General features: G+C 55.6%; 21 protein-coding genes and 1 tRNA gene. 6 read left to right on the forward strand and 16 right to left on the reverse strand.

From position 1 onward, the window contains the following. Window positions 1–54: 54 nt before the first annotated feature. From DA792_RS19580 to DA792_RS22480, 3 genes are read right to left on the reverse strand one after another with little or no spacing between them, the layout of a single operon-like run. On the reverse strand, window positions 55–534 hold the full coding sequence (locus DA792_RS19580; RefSeq protein WP_107722241.1) for a DUF2948 family protein: 480 nt from the start codon (window positions 532–534) through the stop codon (window positions 55–57). An 11-nt stretch (window positions 535–545) separates the two neighbouring features. Beyond that, complete coding sequence (gene murA / locus DA792_RS19585) at window positions 546–1,811, reverse strand: UDP-N-acetylglucosamine 1-carboxyvinyltransferase (protein ID WP_107722242.1); 1,266 nt, start codon at window positions 1,809–1,811, stop codon at window positions 546–548. A gap of 6 nt (window positions 1,812–1,817) precedes the next feature. After that, complete coding sequence (locus DA792_RS22480) at window positions 1,818–1,976, reverse strand: hypothetical protein (RefSeq protein WP_199908094.1); 159 nt, start codon at window positions 1,974–1,976, stop codon at window positions 1,818–1,820. 211 nt (window positions 1,977–2,187) lie between these two features. Between DA792_RS22480 and DA792_RS19590 the strand changes: the two genes are divergently transcribed. Next, window positions 2,188–2,262: transfer RNA gene (locus DA792_RS19590), tRNA-Thr, on the forward strand. Window positions 2,263–2,573: 311 nt separating this feature from the next. Here the strand turns inward: DA792_RS19590 and DA792_RS19595 are convergent. The 10 genes from DA792_RS19595 to DA792_RS19640 all read right to left on the reverse strand — a co-directional run bounded on the left by DA792_RS19595 (window position 2,574) and on the right by DA792_RS19640 (window position 10,821). Then, complete coding sequence (locus DA792_RS19595) at window positions 2,574–3,080, reverse strand: helix-turn-helix domain-containing protein (RefSeq protein ID WP_254679322.1); 507 nt, start codon at window positions 3,078–3,080, stop codon at window positions 2,574–2,576. A gap of 181 nt (window positions 3,081–3,261) precedes the next feature. Further along, window positions 3,262–3,558, reverse strand: coding sequence for a hypothetical protein (locus DA792_RS19600; RefSeq protein WP_107722244.1), 297 nt, complete (start codon window positions 3,556–3,558; stop codon window positions 3,262–3,264). Between the two features lie 97 nt (window positions 3,559–3,655). Beyond that, window positions 3,656–3,850: a helix-turn-helix transcriptional regulator gene (locus DA792_RS19605; protein WP_107722246.1), complete on the reverse strand. Its 195-nt coding sequence runs from the start codon at window positions 3,848–3,850 to the stop codon at window positions 3,656–3,658. Between the two features lie 92 nt (window positions 3,851–3,942). After that, the gene (locus tag DA792_RS19610; protein WP_107722248.1) at window positions 3,943–4,782 is read right to left on the reverse strand and encodes a hypothetical protein; all 840 of its coding nucleotides are present in this window, start codon (window positions 4,780–4,782) and stop codon (window positions 3,943–3,945) included. Next, the gene (locus tag DA792_RS19615) at window positions 4,783–5,967 is read right to left on the reverse strand and encodes a tyrosine-type recombinase/integrase (RefSeq protein WP_107722250.1); all 1,185 of its coding nucleotides are present in this window, start codon (window positions 5,965–5,967) and stop codon (window positions 4,783–4,785) included. It abuts the gene before it with no gap. Window positions 5,968–6,259: 292 nt separating this feature from the next. Next, complete coding sequence (locus tag DA792_RS19620; RefSeq protein ID WP_107722251.1) at window positions 6,260–7,033, reverse strand: anti-sigma factor family protein; 774 nt, start codon at window positions 7,031–7,033, stop codon at window positions 6,260–6,262. Beyond that, on the reverse strand, window positions 7,030–7,581 hold the full coding sequence (locus tag DA792_RS19625; RefSeq protein WP_254679323.1) for an RNA polymerase sigma factor: 552 nt from the start codon (window positions 7,579–7,581) through the stop codon (window positions 7,030–7,032). The genes DA792_RS19620 and DA792_RS19625 overlap by 4 nt, the downstream gene beginning before the upstream one ends. 132 nt (window positions 7,582–7,713) lie before the next feature. Next, a complete protein-coding gene (locus DA792_RS19630; protein WP_107722255.1) occupies window positions 7,714–8,118 on the reverse strand; it encodes a COG4315 family predicted lipoprotein in 405 nt (134 codons plus the stop codon). A gap of 365 nt (window positions 8,119–8,483) precedes the next feature. Continuing rightward, on the reverse strand, window positions 8,484–8,696 hold the full coding sequence (locus DA792_RS19635) for a hypothetical protein (protein WP_107722257.1): 213 nt from the start codon (window positions 8,694–8,696) through the stop codon (window positions 8,484–8,486). Between the two features lie 226 nt (window positions 8,697–8,922). Further along, window positions 8,923–10,821, reverse strand: coding sequence for an acyl-CoA synthetase (locus DA792_RS19640; protein WP_107722259.1), 1,899 nt, complete (start codon window positions 10,819–10,821; stop codon window positions 8,923–8,925). Between the two features lie 245 nt (window positions 10,822–11,066). Between DA792_RS19640 and DA792_RS19645 the strand changes: the two genes are divergently transcribed. Continuing rightward, a complete protein-coding gene (locus DA792_RS19645) occupies window positions 11,067–12,185 on the forward strand; it encodes a beta-ketoacyl-ACP synthase III (RefSeq protein WP_107722261.1) in 1,119 nt (372 codons plus the stop codon). On the opposite strand, the gene DA792_RS19650 is transcribed toward DA792_RS19645, so the two are convergent. The 3 genes from DA792_RS19650 to DA792_RS19660 form a co-directional block, all read right to left on the reverse strand. Beyond that, a complete protein-coding gene (locus DA792_RS19650) occupies window positions 12,182–12,508 on the reverse strand; it encodes a hypothetical protein (protein ID WP_107722263.1) in 327 nt (108 codons plus the stop codon). The genes DA792_RS19645 and DA792_RS19650 overlap by 4 nt on opposite strands. 240 nt (window positions 12,509–12,748) lie before the next feature. After that, entirely contained in the window at window positions 12,749–13,171 is a 423-nt protein-coding gene (gene lysM / locus DA792_RS19655) for a peptidoglycan-binding protein LysM (protein ID WP_107722265.1), read from the reverse strand. A 77-nt stretch (window positions 13,172–13,248) separates the two neighbouring features. Continuing rightward, window positions 13,249–15,036: an ABC transporter transmembrane domain-containing protein gene (locus DA792_RS19660; protein ID WP_107722267.1), complete on the reverse strand. Its 1,788-nt coding sequence runs from the start codon at window positions 15,034–15,036 to the stop codon at window positions 13,249–13,251. 418 nt (window positions 15,037–15,454) lie between these two features. Here DA792_RS19660 and DA792_RS19665 point away from each other — a divergent pair, with 418 nt between their 5' ends. The 4 genes from DA792_RS19665 to DA792_RS22350 all read left to right on the forward strand — a co-directional run bounded on the left by DA792_RS19665 (window position 15,455) and on the right by DA792_RS22350 (window position 19,027). Further along, on the forward strand, window positions 15,455–16,468 hold the full coding sequence (locus DA792_RS19665) for a glycine betaine ABC transporter substrate-binding protein (RefSeq protein WP_107722269.1): 1,014 nt from the start codon (window positions 15,455–15,457) through the stop codon (window positions 16,466–16,468). A gap of 73 nt (window positions 16,469–16,541) precedes the next feature. Then, complete coding sequence (locus DA792_RS19670) at window positions 16,542–17,432, forward strand: ABC transporter permease (protein ID WP_107722271.1); 891 nt, start codon at window positions 16,542–16,544, stop codon at window positions 17,430–17,432. Then, window positions 17,425–18,519, forward strand: coding sequence for a quaternary amine ABC transporter ATP-binding protein (locus DA792_RS19675; RefSeq protein WP_107722273.1), 1,095 nt, complete (start codon window positions 17,425–17,427; stop codon window positions 18,517–18,519). The genes DA792_RS19670 and DA792_RS19675 overlap by 8 nt, the downstream gene beginning before the upstream one ends. Before the next feature lie 208 nt (window positions 18,520–18,727). Further along, window positions 18,728–19,027 (forward strand): hypothetical protein, encoded by a 300-nt coding sequence (locus DA792_RS22350; protein ID WP_159075337.1) that lies wholly within the window; start codon window positions 18,728–18,730, stop codon window positions 19,025–19,027. Window positions 19,028–19,196 lie beyond the last annotated feature (169 nt).

Consider the following 19,196-nt stretch of genomic DNA (forward strand, 5'->3'; position numbering starts at 1 on the left):
ATTGTGCGTTGTGATATGCGTGCCGAAAAAGGTGTTTAAAAATCCAAAAGAGGATCATTTGTCGTGGGCCGGAACCTTATGTGAGGGCGCGATATAGGGACGCGTGACATCTTTGAGTGTCACGTCAATCGTTTCGATGTCCAGCGCGATTTGGCCGTCGCCGGCGAGTGTGACCTCAATGCAACCCGTGCCGTCCAGGCCGGGGACAAAGGCAATATGCAAGAGGGACAGCACCATGTCTTTGTCTGCCGCAGAAATACCCGAGGAACGCGCCGCCATGACATCGTCAAACACCAAAACCGCTTGGACACGCTCGACCGGACGCCCACGTTTGGCCGCCGTTTCGACGTCTTCCCAGCGAAAGCGGTTGATCAACATGGCAAAGCGGCGCTGAGTGGCGTCATAGGAAATCTCCCCCATCGGCACGATGGCATCCTGCGCCAGCGCCGAAATCACGGTCAGATCTTCTGCATCTAAGGCCTTGAGATAAATCGGCTCTTCGCCGCCGTCTTCAAACCGTGCGTCTTCGACCATGGGGTGTTCCTTTATGCTTTGATCCGCTCGATATGAGCGCCAATGCCGGATAGTTTTTTCTCGACGAATTCATAACCGCGGTCCAAGTGATAGACCCGGCTGACGACGGTTTCGCCCTCGGCGGCCAGACCCGCCAAGATCAGCGATACAGAGGCGCGCAGGTCGGTGGCCATCACTTGCGCACCTTTGAGGCGCTCAACGCCATGCACCGTGGCATGGCCGCCGTGGACCTCAATCTGTGCGCCCATGCGGATCAATTCGGGAGCATGCATAAAGCGGTTTTCAAAGATGGTTTCTTCCAACACAGACGTGCCCGTTGCGGTGCACAACAGGGCCATCATTTGCGCCTGAAGGTCGGTCGGAAAGCCGGGGAAGGGTTCGGTCGTCACATTGACGGCCTTGACCCGGTCGCCAGTGCGTTTGACGGTCAGGCCGCGCGCGGTTTCCGTTACCTCGATGCCTGCCTCGTTCAATTTGGTGACAAAGCTTTCGACCAAGGACAGTTTGCCGCCCAAACAGGTCACTTCGCCGCCACAGATCGCAGGCGCCAGCATGAATGTGCCCAATTCGATCCGGTCGGTCACCACCGGATGCGTTGCGCCGTGTAGGCGGTCTACGCCCTGAATTTCGATCCGATCCGTGCCTTCGCCCTCAATCTGTGCGCCCATCTTTTTCAAACAGGCGACAAGATCGACGATCTCCGGTTCGCGTGCGGCATTTTCCAACACGGATGTGCCCTTGGCCAAACTCGCGGCCATGACGAAATTCTCGGTCGCGCCCACAGAGGGAAAACGCATTTTATGCACGGCACCTTTAAGCCCGCCCCGTGTCGTGGCGTGAAGATAACCGTCTTTCAACTCAATCTCTGCGCCAAGGGCTTCAAGTGCTGTGGTGTGCAAATCCATCGGGCGCGCACCAATTGCGCAACCGCCGGGCAGCGACACAACCGCATGGCCCAGACGCGCCAAGAGCGGGCCGAGCACCAAATTGGAGGCGCGCATTTTGCGTACGATTTCGTAATCCGCCACCGGGTTGAGGTCTGCATGCGAGGACATGGTCAACACCTTACCCTCTTGCAGGCTGCTGATTTCAGCCCCCAGAGAGGCCAAAAGCGCAGTCATGGTTTTGATGTCCGAGAGGCGCGGCGCATTGGTCAGCGTCAGCGGCTCCTCAGACAAAAGTGTGGCGGGCATGAGCGTCAGACAGGCGTTTTTTGCCCCCGCAATCTCAATATCCCCAGTCACCGGCCCATTGCCGCGCACCAAAATCGAATCCATGCCGCCTCACTCGTCTTTATTGTCCGTGCCCTCGGAAGCACTGCGCGCGCGGCTTTGGGCCTTGCGCCGGGCAAGGTTCGCCTTCAACGCGGCCTTAAGGCGCTCTTCGCGGCCTTTTGGCGCGGGTTTGCCGCTTTTCCGGGTGGGATCGGATTTGTTTTCCATAGGGGTTCATGTAGCCAAAGCGGGCTGTCCCGTCCAGCCTTTGCACGGGCCTTGGCCCTCTAGCGGCGCGTTTCCCCTATACGCTGTTTCGCGTGCGGCGTGAGAAACTTCGCCCTCGGTCAAATTTTTCATGAAATTGCGCTTGCGCCGCCGCCCGATCACGTCTAATTAGCCGCCCACGGTGAGGGGCTTTTGCCCCACCCGATCCGGCGCTGCTGTAGCTCAGAGGTAGAGCACTCCCTTGGTAAGGGAGAGGTCGAGAGTTCAATTCTCTCCAGCAGCACCATTTTTCACAATATTAATATTATAGATCAAAGGCTTGCGTGCAGGTCTGACGATTTGATCCACCCTAATATCCCCCTAAGGTGTTTTGTACCCGTCTTTCAGGAATGAGTTTTCCAACATGTTAGGGCGGTCAGCCGCGCTCAGAAAAGCAAGCTGCTTATTCGATGTGACAGTGTGGTGTGATGTGCCTCTAGTCTGGTAGACTAAGGATGTCCTAGATTTAGGGATGACCACCTTCTTAATTTCACTCTGTACGTCCCAAATATTAGGAAAGCACATCCCAAAAATCAGGACGCGCTTTCTTTGTTCGTCCTATCTATTGGGACTATCAGTCACGATTTTTAGGATAGGGTTTTGTTTCCCGTTTCTGCCCTTTGGGTTGTTTGCGGGCATTTTATATACGGGAAAATCGTTGTGTTTTGACCATTCCAAATACAACTTGCGCCCTGTTGCATCACCAGAGTGTGGCATCGACAGCTCTGTGATTTCAAACGCCGTTGACCGTGCCGCCCCCGAAGTGCCGAGCCTAGCCATTTCTCGCACCACCAAGAACCCTTTGGCTTGCAGTTCATGGATGGCCTTCGCAGCCGTGTCATTGCTGCTTACGCCCAGCGCCTGCGCGGCCTGTCTCACGCTAAACCGAATTGCGCCGTTGTTGTTCATATTTGGGCCATGCCATTCGAGCTTAAACCATGGATAAAGCGCCTGTGCCTTGGGTGAGAGCGCCCGCCAAGCGGGCGTCTGCATCGTATTGCGCAGTAATTTGGTGAAATGCTCACTCGTTTCCTTGCGGCCCCGTGGGTTTTTCATCTTAGCCATGGGTCTGGATCCAATTTTCTATGCAAGGCACTCCATAGGCGCTTGGCTGTGGTTTCGCAGGTGACACTGCCAAGCGGCAGTGTCCCTTTGCTCGTGCTGTCCCATGCTTGGCCTGCGACAAGGTAAAAACGACCACCTTGAGCTATGAGTGCGATTGCGGGGTAATTGTCTTTGTCGTGTCTCATAGGGCGAGGCCTTTCATCGCATCTTTGAGGTGCTGTGCGCTGGGCGGTAGATCCAGCACCATCGGGTCTGCGCTTGGGTCCAGCCAATAGTGCTTGATGTTGTCCTTGCCGCGATAGCTGTCTTGGATCGGCCAATCGTGGTCTTTCTTGAGTTTGTGAATGACTGCCGCAAGTCGCCAACCTTTGACCTCACGGATTTCGGTTTTATGTGTCAGCGTGCGCCCTGCAATTAGGTTGCTGCACACCCAATAGATTTGGGTCGGGCTAGAGTGCCAATGTTGATTATGTCTCATTTTAAAAGTCCTATCGTTTGCCGAAAGGACGGAAGCTGTGTAGGGTGAATGTGTAGCAAACGACCTAACGGCCCCGTCCTCAAAGGCGGGGCTGTTTCTATGTGTCGATGCGTTTGGCTTTGGCAGCCTCAATAAATCCGAGGATTTCAGAGCGCGGCCAGCGTGAATTTGCGCCGAGCTTAACCGGTTTGGGCAAAGTGCCTTTCCCGACATGTCGCCAAAAGGTCGGTTCGGATATGCCGAGATGCGCAGCGGCTTCTCGGGCTTTTAATAGGGGGTCGGTGATAGTCATGTCTTAGCCTTCGTTTATATTGACGATGGCTGAGAGTGTGCATTTACAGGTTCAATCAGGAAAGCTGGGCAAGTGGGCCGAGGGTGGGCGACCTATTCTCGCCCACTTCGGTCTTTCCAATCAAGGCGGCCCAATGCCTCAAGTGCGCGCATGATTTGACGTCTAGAATGGCCCGTTCGCTTATCGACTAGCTCCCAACTATCTGTCTTTCCGTTAGGGTATACCTGCAATACTTCGTCCAAGACCTGCTCAAGGCGAGATTGCTTTGTAGTGTCGTGACTAAAAAACTCATCCCACTTCCAGTCAAATTCCCGAGACGGGAAAAGCCTATTTGCCCACTCGAGCGGGGTGGGTAGTTCATCATCGTTCCAGAAAAGGGACCAACCTTTAAACTCGCTAACAAGAGTTATTAGCTTGTTTCTGTCTCTGGGGCTGTCTCCGAAATCTTGACACAATGTCTCTGAATTATTCTTTATCTCTATCGTTCCGAACATTGGATTAATGAAACAAAACCGATCTGCCAGTGCTGCATGTGTAAGCCTATTTTTGGCAGCTAGCCGAAATAGGTTCTCCAACTCAGATTGCTCGTCCAAAGGAAACTGAAGTGCGACCCAATCCAATCCGTCTCCGTGATAGAAAAAATGTTCACTCACCTTCATTTTATTTCCAGTTGGAGAGTAAAGAGTTGCGGGGTAGGCCGCTAAGAGTTTTGCCAAAACACAAATGTGCATGAAGTCTCTTACGAAGAGGGCGGATTCTTCTCGCGCTACAATTCCGCTTGTTAGGCAGCGTTCCGACCAAGTTCTCGTGCTCGCCGTCAGTTGGCCTTCTATAGTCATTTTGCGAATTATGACATCGCGGCCGAAATTGCCCATAACCTCAGACACCATGTGGAATGGAATTATATTTTCATCATTGGCAGGCCAGAACACTTAGGTGCTCCTCATAATTTGTTCCGTTGCGACGGAAACGTGTTGCGCCCATTGCTCATGCAATTCACGCCGTTGTTCTAAAAAATCGGTGCGCTTGTAAGAGCGCTCAACTGTTCCGCCGCCTACATGACCAATGGCAATTTCCGCAATGTCGTTTGGTGTTTGTGTGGTCTCTGCGATCCAGTCACGAAATGACGATCTAAACCCATGCGGACGATACATCATTTGGCATCGCTCCATGTAGCGGCTCATGGTTGCGTCTGACAAAACACCCTTGCGCACATTTGGAAATAGAAAGCCTTCACGGGCATGGCGCTTGCTTTCCTTGATAACGGAAATGGCCTCGCGGGATAGGGGCACGCGAAAGTCCTGTGTTGCGCCCTTACGGCCCTTTAAAAGCGCAGCAGGCACGGTCCAGACATCACCGACAATTTGATCGACATGGGCAAAGCGGATCGGCTTTGAGCGCAGGCCAGTCAGGATAAGCAAGCGTAGTGCTAGATGCGTGACGGTGCCATCGCTGAGAGATGCGTAAAAATGGGGCACATCTTTCCACGGCATTGCGGGAATGTGTTGCGTTTCGTGGCGCTGATTGCCCAAAAGGGCACGGGCTTTTTCCGTTGCTTGCAAGTCCACATCAAGGCCAAGTGCCGCCGCGTGTCTTAGGCAAATGCTGAGACGGTTGAGCGCCTTTTTCGCGGTGTGTGCCTTTTCATGCCAGATCGGGCTAAGGGTGTCGCGAATGTCGATTTGATCCAATTCCGCCACAGGGACTTTGCCGAGCTTTGGTAGGACGTGTAATTCGAGCGGGCTAAACCACCTGCCTGCATTGCCATCGTCTTTCAGTTCGGCTTTGCGACTCTCATAGGCATCAACGGCAATATCACTGAGAATGTTTAGGTTGCGCTGGGCGGTCCGTTTGGATTTCTCACGCGCCTTGATGGGGTCTGTGCCATCTTTGGACTGTACGCGGGCGCTCTGAGCCAGTTTGCGGGCTTGAGCTAGGGATGTGTCAGGGAAGCCGCCAAGGCCCATCTCGCGGCGTCTACCGTGGACTGTGACGCGCAAAACCCATTGGGCTCCGCCACCATCACGTTTTACAAACCATAGGCCACCGCCATCGGCGTATTTACCTGCCGCAAACGAGTTTAGAGATTTAGCCGAAAGTCGATTTAAAGCCCGCATTTCTAAAATCACCTTGAGGGATGTAAATTCCTATCCACCCTAATATCCACCCTCTATATGTAGTATGAGATGATTTTAATTGATATGGCTTGATTGTAAAAAGCCTCAAAAAACCTTATTTTTATACGTATTGCGGCGAATTTGCATGCGCATGAGTTCTATATATAGGGGTATTCATTGCGCTCCAGCAGCACCATTTTTACTTGACCTACCGCCTACGGCTATTTGAGGCCGGATTGGTTCGAGAATTTCCTCTCACCTGCACCATTTTCAATATGATGCGTGTGGTGGATTAGAGGCTTGTTGAGGCTTGTGTGGCGATTTCTGCCAGATTGGGCAGGCCATTCGGACCAATCACAACGTAATCCCCACCATGCGTGCTCCAGGACACAAGATCAAAGCCGTTGATCGACTGGGTCTCAAACGATCGTGCATCGCCCGTCGCCTCGCCGCCTCGTTTGAAACACAGCGCGACCACGGTTCCGTCCGGCAGGCGGTACATCAATTGGGCAACCGGTTGCGCGCGCGCCACCAATAAGCGTCCACCCACGAATGTCAGATCAAACGCCGACAAATCGGGAATCGAGACAGGCATGCCAAGCGTTTTGCCGAGCCATGCGGTGATGTGCTCTGGTTCGCTGGCGTTGACTTCAACCAAATGCCGCTCTTGTTCTGAATAGATGGCATGATAGTCGGCAATTTCTCCCAGCCACCCTGTGGTCGGCTCAGGGGAGCGCATGCCCAACAAGAACCCACCTGTGCCGCCCAGCACCAACATCACAAGGCTGGCGGCCAAGAGCCCCCAGATCGGCCGCACCATAGGCCGTTTTGCTATAGGTTTTGGGGCGAGCGGGGTGTCTTTGATCTGGCGTATAAGCTCAAGGGGCACGGGCAGGGTGAGCTGTGCGTCAAAATCCGACATGGCCTGTGCTTCAGCGTCCATGAGTGCCTCAAAGGCGCGTTGGACGTCAGGGTCGTTCTCCAACAGTGTTTCGATGTCCGCATGTTCCGTTGGGCCCAGCTCACCGTCCAAATAGGCGCTTAATTTCAATGAAATATCTGTCATTGTACGGTGACCTCCGACGCGGAAAAATGGGCTGCAAGCGTTTTGCGAGCCCGATGAACACGGCTCATCACGGTCCCAATTGGAATGTCTAGTAAATCCGCAACCTCGCGGTAACTGTACCCTTCGGCGCAAACCAACATCAAAGGTTGTGCCAACTCGTCTGGAAGGTCGCTGACCTTTGCTTGGACCTGTATCGCATTGAGACGATCTTCGGACGTCTCATCCGTTCTGAGTTCCGTGCTGTCTTCAGCGGGGACAAGTCCCCGACCGTGCCGCACGTTTCGTTTGCGTATTTCGCTGATCCAGATGTTGCGAACAAGTCGAAAGAGCCAGCGGTCCATGGGCTGCATCGGGTCGTAGGACTGCCATTTTTGCAGCGCTGTGGCACAGGCCTCTTGCAAGAGATCATCCGCATCCGCGTTCGATCGCGTCAAACTTAACGCAAAACGCCGCAAGCGCGGCAGGAGGGGGATCATTTCTGCTTTGAACGCTTCAGGTGTCATACCGTGCTCAGGGCTACCGCGTTTTGCACGCATGTCATCTTTCATCAACACCGGCGCAAGGTCAAAACAAAAGACAGCTAAGGTGCAAGGCGCTCAGGGGGTCAATCCTGCGCCTTGCCGGGGGATGAGAGGGACGGTTAGGAGCCAGCGCGTGACACGGCCAGCCCCCGGCCGATCTCAATGCGCAAGATGCCAAACACCACCAATGCCGTCGCCATTGGTGTCACCCGGCGCGCTGTCGCCAACCCAATAATAGAGCGGAGCCCCGTCTTTGGCCCACTGAAGGCTGCCATCTTTGCGGCTGATGATGGAAAAGCCATCTTTGGCTTTGGCGTCGGCTTTGGCGGCGAACGGGGGCCAATTGTCGGCGCAGTCACCGTTGCAATTGGAGACGCCCTTTGCATCTTTGTCAAAGACGTAAAGTGTCATGCCATTTTTGTCTGTCAACACCTGAGATGACACGGCTGTCATCGCTGCGCCAGAGGTCGAGGTGTAGGATTTGCCGTACGCCCCGGCGAAGGCTTGGCCGCTGGTGGCGGTGAGAAAGGCGAGTGCGATAACGGCAGAAAGTTTCATGGTCATATTGATGTCCCTTGCGTGTTTCGAATGGCCTCTTGCCATTCCATATGAGAGTTACGCGCGGGCAGGGCGATCTATTCTCCCCATATGAAAATAAATTTAAAACGGCACCTGGTCTTGACGCATGGCAACGCGAGCCTGCAGGGCTAACAGGCTGTGCGTGACGGGCGGAGCGGTGAGTTACCTTTTGGTGGGGTGTCGTAGAATACACCCCCGGTTCTGTGATTTCAGTCGGCCAAGGCCATCACTATTGCTGGCTGCGACTCATAGGGGGAAAGGGCCGAGAGGGCGCCCCTGCCAGAAGGGAGACCCGCCCAGACGGGCCGCACACATAGCTGTTCAACTGAGGTCTGAAACATCTGCCGCTTTTAAACGGTGGCAAGGTCTTCGTGTTGGCTTTGATCATCGTGTTGTGCATGGGCTTCGCGGGAGTAAACCATGGCCGCAGAGGACAGCAAGGTGAGCGACCCAATGAACGGATATGCGACCAGCACTGCCCAAATGGGCATCCCAAGCGCAAGACCCAAGCCGGACACCAGAGCGGCGGCTACAGACGAGAAAAGGATAAGTCCAACAACCATGGGTTTTGCCTTTCGTGATGCCCTGTCGTCCAGAGCTTTGATCGCAATGAGACCACGCTAAACAGCGATCTGGGCACAATCATGGCGTATAGAGGGTTGAAATTCGGTTAACTTGATATGATTTAGCTCAAATTTTAAGATTTTTTAGTTCGCCCGCCCAATGTCTCTTTTGGGAAAGTTGAAAAGCCCGGAATCCACCGGGCTTTTCGTTTCAATCGCTCAGGGGTTACTCAGCCCATTCCCATGGGTTGGTGAAGCGCCCCAGGATTTGAGCCACAGCCGCGTCTTCGGATTTGGCTACCGGGTCAACCTGCGCCACAAGGCCCCGCTTTTTGTCGTCGACCACATGAATCACCCGCGCAGAGAGACCTTCTGTCTCAAGCGCGCCGTTGTAAATCCGGGTGATCGCGCGTTTGCGCAGGTCCGGTTTGAACACTTTGCCGACAGCGGTTTTCGGCAACTCGTCCAGAATCTCGATGTGTTTCGGGATCGCAGCGCGTTCGTGAATGTGGACTTTGGCATAGGCCATCAATTCCTCGGGCGTCACACGCGCGCCATCGACCAATTCGACATAGGCGCAGGGGATTTCACCCGCATGTGCGTCGGGTTGCCCAATCGCCCCGACAAAGCCGACCGCCTCATGCCCTGCCAAGGCTTCTTCGATCTCAGCAGGGTCAATGTTATGGCCCCCACGGATGATCAAATCCTTGGCGCGCCCGGTGATCCAAATGTAGCCATCGGCATCAATCCGACCCAAATCCCCGGTGCGCAGATAGACATCATGGTGGAACAGGTCGTGGTTTTTGTCTTTTTCCGTATAGGTCGAGCCGGGGAATACGCCCGGGCTGTCGATACAAATCTCGCCCACCTCATCGACATCGCATTCCACCGGGCCTTCGGGCGTATGGCGCAGGATTTTGACATCGGTGTGCGGGAAAGGAATGCCGACAGAGCCGATTTTCTTCATTCCGCCAATGGGGTTTACGGCCACAAGACAGGTCGCCTCGGTCAGGCCGTAGCCTTCGATGATCTCAACGCCTGCCGCCGCTTCGAACCGTTTGTACAGTTCAACCGGCAAGGGTGCAGACCCGGAAAAAGCGATTTTGACGGTGGAAATATCGGCATCGACTTTGCGCTGCATCATCGCCGAAATCGCGGTCGGCACGGTGATGATAAACGAAATTTTCCAGCGTTCGCAGAGTTTCCAGAAATTGTCGAACACGCCTTCGCCGCGATAGCCCGCAGGGGTTGGATAGACCCCATGCGCGCCCGACGTGATCTGAGACATCACGATCACCTGACAGGCGAAGACGTGAAACAGGGGCAGGGGGCACATGATGTTGTCTTGTTCGGTGAACAACAAGCGGCTGCCAAGCCAACCGTTGTAGATCATGCCCGAGTATTTATGTTGTGCGACTTTCGGCATCCCTGTGGTGCCGCCAGTGTGGAAATAGGCCGCCACGCGGTCGGCTTTGCTGTCCTCAAACATCAACCGATCGGAGGGGTATTTTGCCATCTCTGTCGAGAAATCCAAAAGATCGGCATGATGCGCCACGGCAGTTGGATTTTTGGGCCGAATAAAAGGGACGATCCATTTTTTCGGCGGCGAAAGATAGTGCAAAAGATCGACCTCAAGCACCGTGTTCACATTGGGCGCATGGCGCACCGCCTCGGCCACTTTTTGGGCCACGTCGGTCTTTGGAAAGGCCTTGAGTGTCACCACAATTTTGGCGTTGGTTTCGCGCAAAATCGCGGCGATCTGTTCTGGTTCCAACAGCGGGTTGATCGGGTTCACGATCCCGGCCACCATCCCACCCAAAAAGGTCACGACGGTTTCGTTGGCGTTGGGCAAAATGTAAGCGACAACATCGGTTTCGCCGATGCCAAGGGCGCGAAACATGTTTGCGGCCTGAACCATCTTTTGCTGAGTGTCCCGCCAGCTCATCGTCTCCGCCTTGTCTTTTGGGCCGGAGGTGATTTGATAGGAAAACGCGGGACGGTCGGCGAATTTCTTGGCCGTTTTCGTCACCCGCTCAAAGATGGTCACAGGCTCGCCACGCGCCTCCCAGTCCATCTCGGCCTCAATCGCATTGCGCGCCTCAAGCGAACTAAAGTCCTGCGGCATCGTCTCCTCCCCTTCTCCCCTGGGTCCAAGCCCAAGTCTGTTCCTCGACGACCATGATGCGGGCAAACAGAGGCGCGCGCAAGACGCCGCCCATGGCCCGCAACGCAGCGTCATCGTATATAAATCGGACCTTGGACGGGCTCGACGCAACGTCAGTTTATGGTCGTGCCCGGTGTGAACGCTGGACGGCAGGGATGTGCACGACTAGGTTGCCTGCACTCAAAGCGCCATAGGGGAGGGGTGTGATGCAACAGGTTGTGATCAGTGGGACCGGGGTGTTCACGCCGCCCTACGCCATTTCGAACGATGAACTCGTCGCCTCCTTTAACGCCTATGTCGCGCTTTATAATGCCGAAAACGCCGATGAAATCGCGGCGGGAACGGTGGAGGCCAAGGCGCCGTCTTCGTCGGCGTTCATCACCGCCGCGTCTGGCATTGAATCGCGCTACGTGATGGACAAAGAGGGGGTTTTGGACCCTACCCGGATGTGCCCGCGCTATGCGCCGCGCGCCGATGATACCCCCTCGATGATGGCAGAAATGGCATTGGATGCAGCGACCAAGGCGCTTGAGATGGCGGGTGTGGCCGCCGCTGACATCGACCTGATCATCTGTGCCGCCTCCAATATGGAACGTGCCTATCCGGCGATGGGGGTTGAAATCCAACAGGTTTTGGGCGCGGGTGGCTTTGCCTTTGATATGAATGTCGCATGTTCGTCGGCCACGTTCGGGATTCAGGCCGCGGCTGACATGATCCGCGCGGGCTCAGTCAAACGCGCTTTGGTAATCTGTCCGGAAATCACCTCTGGGCATTTGGAGTGGCGCGACCGCGATTGCCATTTCATCTTTGGCGATGTGGCCACCGCTGTGGTGCTTGAGGCGGAGGAGGTGGCACAAAAGCCGCTGTTCAAGCTACGCTCGACCCGTTGCGCGACGCAGTTCTCCAACAACATTCGCAACAATATGGGCTTTTTGCGCCGGGCGCATGATCAAATGGACGATCGCCGGGACATGCAGTTCATGCAAAACGGCCGCAAAGTGTTCAAAGAGGTGTTGCCCATGGTGTCGCACCATATTGCGCAGCACATGGCGGACGAGGGTCTTGATGCGACGGCGCTTAAGCGCCTTTGGTTGCATCAGGCCAATAAGGCGATGAACGATTACATCGGCAAAAAGGTTCTGGGCCGGGTGCCGGAGCCGGGCGAGCAACCGAATATTTTGCAAGACTACGCCAACACCTCCTCGGCGGGGTCGATCATTGCCTTTGCCAAACATTCGGATGGCATGGCGTCGGGTGATTTGGGCCTGATCTGTTCGTTTGGCGCGGGCTATTCGGTCGGGTCTGTGGTGGTGGAAAAGGTCTAAGCCTCTTCGCGGTTTTCCCCCGGCGTGGCGGTCTGGCTGTCGGCCTCTTTGGGTTTGGTAAGGCGAAACCCCTCGGCCCAAAGCTCGCAAATCATCAACGTGGCTTCTTCGAAACAACGCGATGACAGGTCTTGCAGGTCGGGTTCGTGCCAGCCCGACAGGTCGGCGGCAATGGTGGTCAGAGCAAAGACGGCTTGCAGCGGGTCAGGTGGGTTCGGACCAGACAAGAGCCCACGCACCACAGTGCCTGGGGTTTGGCGTTCAAACATCAGTTGCTGAATGATTGTTTCCTCCAGCTTGTCTTGCTCTTCACTCGCACCCACTACCCGCGCCTGATTCCTCGTAAATACCTGATAATATTAGACGCCGGGCATGAGTCGGACCAAGACATTGTTTCGATATTGGCGACAGTGTACGGTCAAAAAACAAAATTAGGCGGATTTGTCTCATGCGGCAGCGCCTGAGGTTGCGGGATGCCCGTTGACGTGGTGCGATGCGACATGAAAAAGGCGCCCATAGGACGCCTTTCACGATACACAGAATGGATCTCACCCTCGTGCAGCTTAGGCCTGCGGGATGATCAACATTTGGCCCGGGTAGATTTTGTCCGGGTGTGACAACATCGGTTTGTTGGCTTCAAAGATCTCAGTGTAGCGGCTGCCGTTGCCAAGGGTTTTGGCGGCGATGGCCCAAAGCGTGTCGCCCTTTTTCACTTCGTGAAACACCGGATCGGCACCTGCAATCGTGTCTTCAACCGAGGCGATGCCTTCGATGTTGCCGGCAGCCATGATGATTTTCTCTTTGGCTTCCTGAGACAGAGCGGTGCCGCCCAAGACAACCTTGTCGCCATCCACGGCCACGTCGATGCCATCGGCCTGAAGGCCAAGCGCTGCGATTTCGGCCAACAAATCATCCGCGTTCGGTTTGTCTTCTTCTTTCTTAAAGACCTTCTTGCCGGCGCCTTTTACAAAATTCCAGATCCCCATACCCAACTCCTATGTTTCAGGTGATTTCTACCAAGTATCAGCGGTTCGTGACAAAATGAAAACGGGAAATCCACGTGTTATTCCCCGTTGGTGAATTGCAACTTGGCCAAACGGGCATAGAGCCCACCTTCGGCCACAAGCGCCTCATGGGTGCCCATGGCAACGATTTGTCCATCTTCAAACACCAAAATACGGTCGGCCTTTTTCACGGTGGCCAGCCGGTGCGCCACGATCAATGTGGTGCGGGTGCGGGCCATGTCTTCGACCGCTTTTTGCACGGCTTGTTCGCTCTCTGAATCGAGGGCAGAGGTGGCTTCGTCCAACAGCAGGATCGGCGCATCGCGCAAGATCGCGCGTGCGATGGCGACCCGTTGCTTTTGCCCGCCCGACAACATGATGCCGCGCTCGCCCAGATAGCTGTCGTAGCCCTCGGGCAGTTTGGCGATGAAGTCGTCAGCGGCGGCGGCTTTGGCGGCGGCTATGACTTGCTCCATCGTGGCGTCAGGACGGCCAAAGCGGATGTTGTCAGCGGCAGAGGCAGCAAAAATCACCGGGTCTTGTGGCACAAGAGCGAGGTGCTGGCGGAAGTCAGAGCGCAGCATCTCGTGGATCGGCAGACCGTCGATGGAGATCACGCCTTGCTGCGGGTCATAAAACCGTTGAAGCAATTGAATAATCGTCGATTTCCCCGCACCGGACGGCCCCACAAGCGCCACGGTCTCCCCTGGTTTGACGTCAAAAGAGACACCATCCAAAGCGGGGCTGTTGGGCCGTGACGGGTAAAAGAACCGCACATTGTCAAAGGAAATCGCGCCTTTGGCCGGGGTTGGGAAAGGCTTGGGATCGACCGGGTCATGAACAGGATCGTCGGAGGAGAGCAGTTCGATCAACCGTTCGGTCGCACCCGCCGCGCGCTGCAATTCGCCCCAAATCTCGGACAAGGCCCCCGACGCGCCGGCAACCATGATGGCGTAGATCACGAATTGCACCAACTCACCGATGGACATCACATCGTTGCGCACATCGCGCGCGCCGATCCAAAGCACGCCAACCACGCCGGAAAAGATCAGCGCAATGACGATCACGGTCATCGCCGCGCGGGTTTTGATCCGGGTGTGAGCGGCGGCGAAGCTTTTCTCTGTGACCTCATCAAAATGGGCGGCTTGCGGACCTTCGGCGGTGAAGGATTGCACAGTTTGTGCCGACAAAAGCGCCTCGGAGGCGGTGCCCGATGAGGAGGCGATCCAGTCTTGGTTCTCGCGCGACAACACACGCAGGCGGCGGCCCAATACGATGATCGGGATGATCACCACGGGCACGATCAACAGGACGAGCCCGGTAAGTTTGGCCGAGGTGAACAGCATCAATGCCAAGCCGCCGATCATGATCAAGGCGTTGCGCAAGGCGACGGAGATCGACGATCCGATGACGGACAGGATCAACGTGGTGTCGGTGGTGATCCTTGAGAGCACTTCGCCGGTCATGATCTTTTCGTAGAAGGCAGGCGACATGCGGATCATCCGGTCAAACACGGATTTGCGGATGTCGGCGACCACGCGTTCGCCCAAACGGGTGACAAGGTAATAGCGCATCCCGGTGCCAAGGGCCAAAAGCCCGGCGATCATCAAGGCCGCGCCAAAATATTTGTCCAAAAGCAACCCGCCCGCTTCTTGGAAGCCATCGACCACACGGCGCACGGCGACGGGCAGGATCAGGGAAATACAGGCGGTGAGCACGAGGGCGGCAAAGGCCGCACCCATCAGGCGCTTATAGGGTTTGATAAAGGGCCAAAGCTCTGCGAGCGCGCCAACCCGTTTCGATTTTTCACGCTCTGCGGCGTCCGTAAGGGTGCGGTCAGCGGCCATGCTTTGTCCTTTTGTCCCGTGATTATCGTGGGGGTGGTTTGACAGATAGACCTCCGCGTCGGGCCACGCAACCGCTGCAACGCTTGGAAAAGACCGACGATGGTCTGACATGACGTGGGCTTGGCGGAGATATTGAGCAAGTAGACAGATCAGTCTTGCTACCGGGTTGCATCACAGGGTGTGATATGTTGACTTAGGGCCACGCTCCGCCGGCTCGTGCCTCGGGGCCTCTATATATGAGTGTGTCACGAGAGTGTTTTGTACACATTATATATAGGGGCGCGCTCTGGGTGCCTTCATTGGGCTACGAACGGCAAGCGCGGAGAAATCGCCCAATTCGGGGTGGTGGCCGGTCCGAAGGACGTGTGCGTTAACGTCTGGCCGGAGAACACACACGAAGTAAGCGGGGATTCCCCTTATGATGAAATCTAAATTTTTTGCGGCCAGCGTTTTGGCTCTTGGTACCATGGCTGGTGGCGCTTTCGCCGCTGACGAATGTGGTGATCTCAAAGTGGCAGAGTTCAACTGGGCGTCTGGTGAGTTGATGGCCAATGTCGATGCTATCATCCTTGAAGAAGGCTTTGGCTGTGACGTTGAGCTGGTCAACGGCGGCACCAACACTCTGTTTGCCTCGATGAACGAAAAGGGCGAACCACAGATTGCGCCCGAGCTTTGGACCAATGCGGTGCGCGAGCCTTTGGCCAAAGCGGTTGAAGACGGTCACATGATCAAATTGCTTGATGGTCCGATCACGGGTCTGGGCGAGGGCTGGTGGGTGACACCGTCTTTTGCCGCCGAGCACCCGGAACTCGATACGGTTGAAAAGCTGATCGAACACCCGGAACTGTTCCCTTACTCTGAGGACAAAAGCAAAGGCGCCTTTATGGGCTGTCCGGCGGGGTGGGGCTGTCAGCCCGCCAACGCCAATATGTTCCGTGCCTTTGATATGGAAGCAAAAGGCTGGGTTCTGGTCGATCCGGGCTCTGCCGCAGGTCTCGAAGGCTCCATCGCGAAAGCGGCCGAGCGGGAACAGCCGTGGTTTGGCTACTACTGGAACCCGACCGCTGTGATCGGCAAATACAAACTGGTGCCTTTGGCGTTTGAAACCGAATGGGCCGGGTCTGAGAACTGGGACGGGTGTATCGTAAAATCCGAATCCGAGTGTATGGACCCGAAACCGTCGAGCTGGACCAAATCCGAAGTGTCGACAGTTGTCACCACCGACGTGCCGGACATCGCACCCGCAGGCGTTCTTGATTACCTCAAAGCTCGCGTTTTTCCGGGTGAGGTGATGAACGAGATGTTGGTCTACATGACCGACAACCAAGCGATTGGTGAAGATGCTGCCTATGAGTTCCTCGCCAAGCATGAAGAGGTGTGGACCCAGTGGGTGACACCTGAGGTGGCCGAAAAGGTCAAGGACGCGCTCTAAGTCCGCGTTTGAAGAATCTCGAGGGCCTGCAACTTGGTTGCGGGCCCTTCTTCCATATATAAGGAACACACATATGCTGGAGTTTTTAACCGAATTCCCCTCTCTTGGCCGACAGGACTTGTCGTCGTTCAAGCAGGGGATTGATGAAGGGTTTCGCACCTTCTCGCGCGCCAATGGCGAAGCGATCGAGGCCTTCTTCAATCCCCTTCTTAAATTTCTCATCTGGTTTGAGGATGTTTTAACCGGCGCGCCATGGCCGCTGGTCATTTTGGTGATCGCGGCACTGACATGGTTTGGCGCGCGCAGTTGGAAAATCACCGTGGGGGCGGTCATTTCGCTTTTGCTGATCGGCATCTTTGGGATGTGGGAAGACACCATGTCCACTTTGGCGATGATCACGGTGGCCACATTCCTGTGTGTGGCGTTGGGTATCCCGATTGGCGTGTTGATGTCGCGCAGTGACCGGGCGCAATCGCTTGTCACCCCGATCCTCGATGTGATGCAGACGATTCCGTCTTTCGTCTATCTCATTCCGGTCGTCATGTTGTTGGGCATCGGTAAGGTGCCGGGCCTGATTGCCGTATGCATTTATGCCATTCCGCCGATCGTGCGTTTGACCAATCTGGGCATTCGTTTGGTGGACCGCGATGTGATGGAGGCGGCAGAGGCCTTTGGCGCATCGAGCCGCGAGAAACTCTTTGGCGTGCAAATCCCGTTGGCTTTGCCGAACATCTTTGCCGGTGTGAACCAAACAATCATGATGGCACTGTCGATGGTGGTGATCGCGTCGATGATTGGTGTGCGTGGCCTTGGCACACAGGTGCTGCGTGCCATTGGCAACCAATACCTCGCTTTGGGCCTGATGAATGGCCTCGCCATTGTCGCTTTGGCGATTATTTTTGACCGCGTCAGCCAGACCTACGGCAAGCGCTTGCAAGCATATCGGGAGACAGGGCATGGCTGAGGTTCAGGTGACAGAAACAGTGCCGAGCACAGATACGGGCGAAGACGCCCCGAAAGTGCGCATCAAAGGGCTCTATAAAATCTTTGGGGAAATGCCCGAAGCGGTGTTGGAGCATGTTTGCGCGGGGATGAGTAAGCCTGAGCTGATGGACCTTCACAACCATGCGTTGGGGCTTAATGACATCAACCTCGACATCCCGGCGCAGAAAATTCAGGTGATCATGGGGCTGTCAGGGTCGGGGAAATCCACCCTGATCCGCCACCTCAATCGCCTGATCGAACCGACCTCTGGCGAGATTTGGGTCGATGGCGAAAATGTTCTGACGATGGACGACAAACAGCTCCGCGATTTGCGGCGGTTCAAAATGTCGATGGTGTTTCAGAAATTCGGCCTCTTGCCGCACCGCACCGTGTTGGAAAATGCGATGTATGGGTTGGAGATCCAAGGCGTCGACGGCAAAGAAGCGGACGCGCGCGCGCGCAAATGGTTGGATCGGGTCGGTCTGGCCGGGTTTGAGGATCAATACCCTTCACAGCTCTCCGGGGGGCAACAACAGCGCGTGGGTCTGGCCCGCGCTTTGGCGACCGATGCGGACATCCTGCTGATGGACGAAGCCTTTTCAGCGCTCGATCCTTTGATCCGCACCGATATGCAGTCGATCCTGTTGGAGCTGCAAGAGGAGCTGCATAAGACCATCATCTTTATCACCCATGATTTGGACGAGGCGCTCAACATCGGCGACCGGATCGCGATTTTGCGGGATGGCGAGATCATTCAGTCCGGCGACCCACAGGCGATCATCATGAACCCGGCGGATGATTACATCACCGATTTCATCAAGGACGTGAACCGCGCCAAGGTCGTGCGCGTCCGGTCGATCATGAAAGCGCCTGCGAACTCGCAAGGCAAACCCGTGTTGACCACGGATTCGATTGAGGACGCGTTGCCGAAGCTGCACAAATCGCCAAGCAAATGCTGTCCGGTGCAGCGCCCTGATGGCACGGTGTGTGGCAATGTCACCATTGATGCGGCGATTGAGGCGCTCAAAGCCCCTGAGAGCGAAGGCGACGATGTGCGCTACGCCTGAGAGCGCACATATATGTCTATAGGGAAGCGGGCGGGGGAGACCTCGCCCGTTTTCGCGTCAAGATAGACCGTGGTCCTTGGAGTCACATCGTAAAGAGCCCATTAAAATATCCACGCTGCTTTGATGAAAATGCCGGGTGCTATTTTCTGGGGAAATAGGCGAGGCACCCTTAGGCTTTGTTCAATCATGAATTTGAGCGAGGTTTTGCATGAGACATATCACTCCCCCATTTTATCTCGCACCGCTTTGCAGGCGGCTGACCTTTGCTGTCCTGACATGCAGCGTTGCGCCGGCCCTTGCCTGCGCAACAGAGGCAGCCAGTCCGATGTCCGGCACCAGTCAGGAGGACGTGAGCAACAACAGCGGTGACGCCAATAATAGCGAGGTGGTGATCTTTCAAAAGAACGTCGTCGCCACCTGTGACACGAAGGCGGCGGAGGCGGGCCTCTGTTTGGAGACACGGTTAGAGGTATTCCCGACAGCAGTGAATGATCAGATCACTGACTGAACCGCCTGTCATTCTCGTTTTGACGACCTGGCGGCGCATATTTTGGGGCTTTGCGAGTCGGGTGACTCGCGCGATTCAGCCCTGATTCACAAAATCACTCGCCTTACGTCGGGGCATCTGGGGGCAACCTGCATCTATGAGGCGAGTGATTTGGCGATTCATCCGGCGA

This window comes from Celeribacter baekdonensis (assembly GCF_003047105.1).
Classification (GTDB): domain Bacteria; phylum Pseudomonadota; class Alphaproteobacteria; order Rhodobacterales; family Rhodobacteraceae; genus Celeribacter; species Celeribacter baekdonensis_B.